Source organism: uncultured Veillonella sp., from assembly GCF_934190855.1.
Classification (GTDB): Bacteria; Bacillota; Negativicutes; order Veillonellales; family Veillonellaceae; genus Veillonella.
In genome coordinates, this window is record NZ_CAKPTN010000106.1 from 1 (window position 1) to 5,505 (window position 5,505).

The 5,505-nt window shown below is 39.2% G+C and carries 8 protein-coding genes; 2 read left to right on the plus strand and 6 right to left on the minus strand.

Annotation, left to right across the window (positions count from 1 at the left end):
- Positions 1 to 121: 121 nt before the first annotated feature.
- Positions 122 to 1,093, plus strand: coding sequence for a diaminopimelate dehydrogenase (locus Q0F90_RS06715; protein WP_296004285.1), 972 nt, complete (start codon positions 122 to 124; stop codon positions 1,091 to 1,093).
- 191 nt (positions 1,094 to 1,284) lie between these two features.
- Positions 1,285 to 2,391, plus strand: a complete 1,107-nt coding sequence (ychF, locus tag Q0F90_RS06720) for a redox-regulated ATPase YchF (protein WP_296004286.1) — start codon at positions 1,285 to 1,287, stop codon at positions 2,389 to 2,391.
- Between the two features lie 77 nt (positions 2,392 to 2,468).
- Here ychF and Q0F90_RS06725 read toward each other — a convergent pair whose 3' ends face one another.
- The 6 genes from Q0F90_RS06725 to selD form a co-directional block, all read right to left on the minus strand.
- Entirely contained in the window at positions 2,469 to 2,705 is a 237-nt protein-coding gene (locus Q0F90_RS06725) for a CsbD family protein (protein WP_296004287.1), read from the minus strand.
- Positions 2,706 to 2,769: 64 nt separating this feature from the next.
- On the minus strand, positions 2,770 to 3,009 hold the full coding sequence (locus Q0F90_RS06730; RefSeq protein ID WP_178196319.1) for a GlsB/YeaQ/YmgE family stress response membrane protein: 240 nt from the start codon (positions 3,007 to 3,009) through the stop codon (positions 2,770 to 2,772).
- A 153-nt stretch (positions 3,010 to 3,162) separates the two neighbouring features.
- The gene (locus tag Q0F90_RS06735; RefSeq protein ID WP_296004288.1) at positions 3,163 to 3,873 is read right to left on the minus strand and encodes an NAD(P)H-dependent oxidoreductase; all 711 of its coding nucleotides are present in this window, start codon (positions 3,871 to 3,873) and stop codon (positions 3,163 to 3,165) included.
- 116 nt (positions 3,874 to 3,989) lie between these two features.
- The gene (locus Q0F90_RS06740; RefSeq protein WP_119207252.1) at positions 3,990 to 4,247 is read right to left on the minus strand and encodes a DUF3343 domain-containing protein; all 258 of its coding nucleotides are present in this window, start codon (positions 4,245 to 4,247) and stop codon (positions 3,990 to 3,992) included.
- A gap of 44 nt (positions 4,248 to 4,291) precedes the next feature.
- Positions 4,292 to 4,891, minus strand: a complete 600-nt coding sequence (gene yedF, locus Q0F90_RS06745; protein WP_296004290.1) for a sulfurtransferase-like selenium metabolism protein YedF — start codon at positions 4,889 to 4,891, stop codon at positions 4,292 to 4,294.
- Between the two features lie 54 nt (positions 4,892 to 4,945).
- On the minus strand, positions 4,946 to 5,505 hold a 560-nt coding region (gene selD, locus Q0F90_RS06750; RefSeq protein ID WP_296004289.1), incomplete at its 5' end, for a selenide, water dikinase SelD.

Consider the following 5,505-nt stretch of genomic DNA (forward strand, 5'->3'; position numbering starts at 1 on the left):
TAAATATATTGCTTTCTCAATCTAAATAAGTAAATTCTATAGAAAAATATCAAATAGATTTATTTTGTGCTATAATAGATATGTTAAATATTAAATTTCTCGATTTATATAGGAGGCTAATATGAATATTCGTATTGGTATCGTTGGCTACGGCAACTTGGCTCGTGGCGTAGAAGCATCCGTTCAATTACAACCTGATATGGAGCTCGTAGGCGTATTTTCTCGCCGTCAAGGTATTGAAACTGTGTCTGGTGCACCTACTTACTCTATGGAAGATATTCCTAATTTCAAAGGTAAAATCGATGTTATGGTTCTTTGTGGCGGTTCTGCAACAGACCTTATCGAACAAACACCAATGGTAACTAAATACTTCAACTGTATCGATTCCTTCGATACACATGCACGTATCCCTGAACATTTTGCTAATGTAGACAAAGTAGCTAAAGAAGCTAAAACTGCTACATTAATTTCTTGTGGTTGGGATCCAGGCATGTTCTCTTTGCAACGCGTTTACGCAGAAGCAATCTTGCCAAAAGGCAAATCCTACACATTCTGGGGTCGTGGCGTATCCCAAGGTCACTCCGATGCAATCCGTCGCCTTGAAGGCGTAGTTGACGCTCGTCAATACACTGTTCCTAAAGAACAATACTTAGAAGAAATCCGCAATGGTCAAACTCCTGACGTTGATGGCTACAAAGGCCACCTTCGTGAGTGCTACGTAGTAGCTGCTCCTGATGCGGATAAAGCTAAAATTGAAAACGAAATCAAAACTATGGAAAACTACTTTGTAGGTTACGAAACTGTGGTTCACTTCATTTCCCAAGAGGAACTTGATCGCGACCACAAAGGTATTCCACATGGTGGCTTCGTTCTTCGCTCTGGTGAAAGCACAGATGGCACACGTCACGTTATCGAGTACTCCTTGAAACTTGACTCCAACCCTGAATTCACAGGCTCTGCACTCGTAGCTTACGCACGTGGCCTCTACCGCTTAGCTAAACATGGCGGCACAGGTTGCTACACAGTATTCGACATCCCACCAGCTTGGATTTCTACACAATCCGCTGCGGACTTGAGAGCACATTCTCTATAAGACACAAGATAAAATCCCACACATCAGTGTGGGATTTTTGTTTATTGACACTACTAGTCACCTATGTGACTAATAGTGTCACTTTTTTAGTACAAATTTATAGCGTCTATATGATATAATATTTATTTGATAGAGTTTCTATGGAAACTTTCACAAAGAACGAAATCAATGTTTTAATAAAAGGTGGTACCATGAGCACAAATTTAGAAGTAGGCATTGTAGGCCTTCCAAATGTTGGTAAAAGTACATTATTCAACGCCATTACTAAAGCGGGCGCTGAAGCTGCCAACTATCCTTTCTGTACAATCGAGCCAAACGTAGGTGTTGTAGATGTTCCAGATAGTCGTTTAGCTGTATTGGCTGAAATGTTTGGTTCTAAACGCATCCTTCCTGCAGCTATGCGCTTTGTAGATATCGCTGGCCTTGTAGAAGGCGCTTCTAAAGGCGAAGGTTTAGGCAACAAATTCCTTAGCCATATCCGCCAAGTAGACGCTATTGCACAAGTTATCCGTTGCTTCGAGGATCCTAACATCACTCACGTTGCAGGTTCCATCGATCCAATCCGCGATATTGAGATTATCAACACTGAGCTTTGTCTTGCCGACCTTGAGTCCGTTGAAAAACGCAAACAACGTATTGAAAAAATTGCAAAATCTGGCGACAAAGACGCTCGTGCTGAATTGCCATTGTTAGACCGCATCATCGAAGGTCTTGGCGAAGCTAAACCAGTTCGTGCACAAGGTCTTAACGAAGACGAATTAGAAATGATCAAAGAATTGACTTTGCTCACTGCTAAGCCTTCTCTATTCGTTGCTAACGTATCTGAAGACGAAGTAGCTGATTACTCCGCTAACGAACATGTAAAACGTGTTGAAGAATATGCTAAAAACGAAGGCGCAGGCATTGTTGTAGTTTCTGCTCGCATCGAATCTGAAATCGCTGAATTATCCGACGAAGAATCCGCTGCATTCCTTGAAGATCTAGGTCTTGAAGAATCTGGCTTAACTAAGCTTATTAAAGCAAGCTATGCTCTTTTAGGTCTTATCAACTACTTCACAGCTGGCGAAATGGAAGCTCGTGCTTGGACAATCGTAAATGGTACAAAAGCGCCTCAAGCAGCTGGTAAAATCCACTCTGATATTGAAAAAGGCTTTATCCGTGCTGAAATCGTATCCTTTGATGACTTACAAGCTTGCGGTAGCCAAAACGCTGCTAAAGAAAAAGGCCTTGTACGCCTTGAAGGTAAAGAATACGTTATGAAAGACGGCGATGTAACACACTTCCGCTTCAACGTATAATCAAATCTATAAACAACAAAAACCAGTAAATCAAAGGATTTACTGGTTTTTTGCTATATAATAGCTTTTATTTAATTTTATTTGTCATCATTGCCCAATGCATTTTTAAGGCCGCTAATCGCGCCGTCTACAGCATTTTTAGCATCGTCCGCAGTTTTTTTAATGTCTTCAACAACACCTTCTGCAGCATCTTTTACCTTTGCCACTGTATTTTCAACAGCGCCTTCTGCTTGCATTTGTTTGTCGTCAGTTAACTTACCTACATTCTCTTTCAAAGCACCTTTAGCTTGATTTAATTTATCTTCTAATGCCATAATTGTGACTCCTTTCATGTAAAATTACGTTAGCTATATTAGAGCTACTCTTATAAATAGATTACTATCCTTTTTTTCCGAAGAAAAATGAGACTACAGCAACAACAATTACTGCACCTAATACAGATGGAATTAAGGACATCCCGGCTAAGCTAGGACCCCATGTACCAAATAGGGACTGACCTACGGACGAGCCAATTAAACCAGCAACAACTTTAGCGATAACGCCCATTGCACCGCCTTTGTTAGTGATGGCACCTGCTAGGAATCCGATAAAACCACCAACAATAATTGACCATAACATACAATCACTCCTTCCTATTCAATCAAAATATTTATAAACCCGATCAAATAATACAGTATTTATAAATATTTTAGAATTTTTGTATATTTATAATATATCATTCAATTCTAAAGATTAAATGAAGAATTTCGATTTAGTTCTAAAGATAACGATTTACTCAACTACTGTTACAATTTCATCTAAGGTACGACGTGTTTTATTACGATGAGGTTCTTCATCACGGTAACCAAAGGCAGCCATTACGGAAATACCGAAATGTTTCGTATCGAATAGGCCTAGCTCATCGCCTAATAGTGCAGTCATATCATCTTGATTGAAGCCTTCTAACGGGCAAGAATCTAAGCCTTCATAAGCAGCCATTGTCATCATATTCGCCATAACGATATACGCTTGTTTAGAAGCCCAGTCAAAGGCTGCGCGTTCAGATTCAAAAGTTTTATAATCACTTGTAGTAAATTGAGCATATTTTTCCCGATATGCAGCATCTATTTCTGCTGGCAATTGCTTAACTTCTTCTTGTATATGACGAATGTAAGGGGAATCAAATACTAAGTCAATTTTTTTACGTGTTAAGAATACTACCAAATGACTTGCTTCAAGGCCAGCCTGAATGCCCCAGCCATGGGCTTTCATTTTTTCACGAATTTCTGGATTTTGGATCACTAGCAATTCAAAAGGCTCAAACCCAAGAGATGTTGGGGATAAGCGAGCTACTGTTAAAATAGAATTCCAATCCTCTTCGGAAATCTTTTTAGTGCTATCAAACTTTTTACATGCATAACGATATGTCATGGCATATTCTAAATCTTTACGATCCAATTTAGGAGCCGTTAACTTAACATTTTCTATTTCATACTTGCTCATATATACCTCCATATATTGATAAAAAATATCATATACCTATAGTACCATAATCAGCTTTCAAATTATATAAAAATCAAAGCTTTAACAAAGAAATAAAGAAAAAGCCTAGATCATATCTAGGCTTTATATGGTACCGCTAGTTCACCTTTTTCATACCAAAAGAGGCCAGATGTACTAATCTTATGTTCTTTTAAAATTGTTTGAACCTGCTCTACAATACTTGGATCTATCTGCACCGATAAACCACACATATCGTAAAGCTCTGGAGGTGTAGCCATCAATTGATGAGGCACCTCTAATTCTGTTAATACCTTGTCTGCTTTATCGCCAAAATAATAGGACGTAAAGACGACTAGCAACTTTTTATTTTCCAATGCCTCACCACCTGTTTTGAGTTATTAAATAAAGTCACAAACAATTATAGTTTAACAATATTATCGCCTAAGATAGAATCTGTAATAGCGTACATATTTGTAATACTACCTACGCCAAGCTCTTCTTTTACGCCATAGTAATCAAGGCAAATACCACACGCAGCAATTTCAACACCAAGATCAGCTAGCTTTTTGATATTTTCTAAATGAACAGAATCATTTACAACCATCTTAACACTGCTATTGATAAAATAAATTTTAGATGGTTTTACGTCTGCTTCTACCATGCATACCCAGAACGTTTTCATTAGGTTACGGCCTAACTCTTCACTGCCTTCACCAAGATAATCCTTTGTCATTAAGATGACACGGTTGCCATAGCTCATCAGTTCACAACCAACTTCTGCTACAGGATTTGCATTAGGCGTCATAGTGAGGTAGAAATCCTTGCCATCTTGTCGAATTGTCACTCCATAGCCGCGAGATTTACCAAACTTCTCTACATTATCGCGACTCACTTCATTATCAACGATAGTTGTAATAACTGTATCTGGATTTGCATCGCTCACCTTTTTAGTTTCGATTACAGGTTTTGGACACAAGCTGCCACGTACATCTACTGTTAATTCCTTTGTATTGCTCATCATACACCTCTATATTATATACATTATATGTTTTGTGAAAGTATCAGCTATCAGCTATTCTGTAACGCGTACCGCTAAACCACTGAAGCTTTCAACAGTACCAATCATAGCCGCACAGTCTATACCAGCCTTATGTAACGCCTCTACGAGTTGTTCCCCTTCGTTAGCAGGAACAGAGAATAGCAAGCCACCCGAGGTTTGCGGATCAAAGAGAATATCTGTCCACACAGGGTCCAAAGCCTCATCAACTTGTACATCGGTTATGGCCTTGCGATTACCATAAGACGCAGCAGGGACTAATCCCATTTGAGCCGCTTCGATAACATCATCAAAAAGCGGAATATCGTAAGCCTTAATGTGTATTGTTACATCAGACGCACTAGCCATTTCTACGGAGTGCCCCATAAGGCTAAATCCAGTTACATCAGTACAAGCATGGACAGTAAAGTTGTGAGCCACCTCTGTACCCACTCTATTTAACGTACTCATGCTAGTGACAGCTTGCTCCGTACCTACAGGGAATAAATCTGCTTTCAGCGCATTATTCATGATACCAGTTCCAATACGTTTTGTTAGAACGAGTACATCTCCTACCTGGGCCCCTTTATTTTTCC

Excerpts from the sequence above, each read along its gene's own strand:
- ychF (WP_296004286.1), top strand. The coding sequence starts at position 1,285 with ATGAGCACAAATTTAGAAGTAGGCATTGTAGGCCTTCCAAATGTTGGT.
- yedF (WP_296004290.1), bottom strand. The coding sequence starts at position 4,891 with ATGAGCAATACAAAGGAATTAACAGTAGATGTACGTGGCAGCTTGTGT.
- Q0F90_RS06730 (WP_178196319.1), bottom strand. The coding sequence starts at position 3,009 with ATGTTATGGTCAATTATTGTTGGTGGTTTTATCGGATTCCTAGCAGGT.
- Q0F90_RS06735 (WP_296004288.1), bottom strand. The coding sequence starts at position 3,873 with ATGAGCAAGTATGAAATAGAAAATGTTAAGTTAACGGCTCCTAAATTG.
- Q0F90_RS06725 (WP_296004287.1), bottom strand. The coding sequence starts at position 2,705 with ATGGCATTAGAAGATAAATTAAATCAAGCTAAAGGTGCTTTGAAAGAG.
- Q0F90_RS06715 (WP_296004285.1), top strand. The coding sequence starts at position 122 with ATGAATATTCGTATTGGTATCGTTGGCTACGGCAACTTGGCTCGTGGC.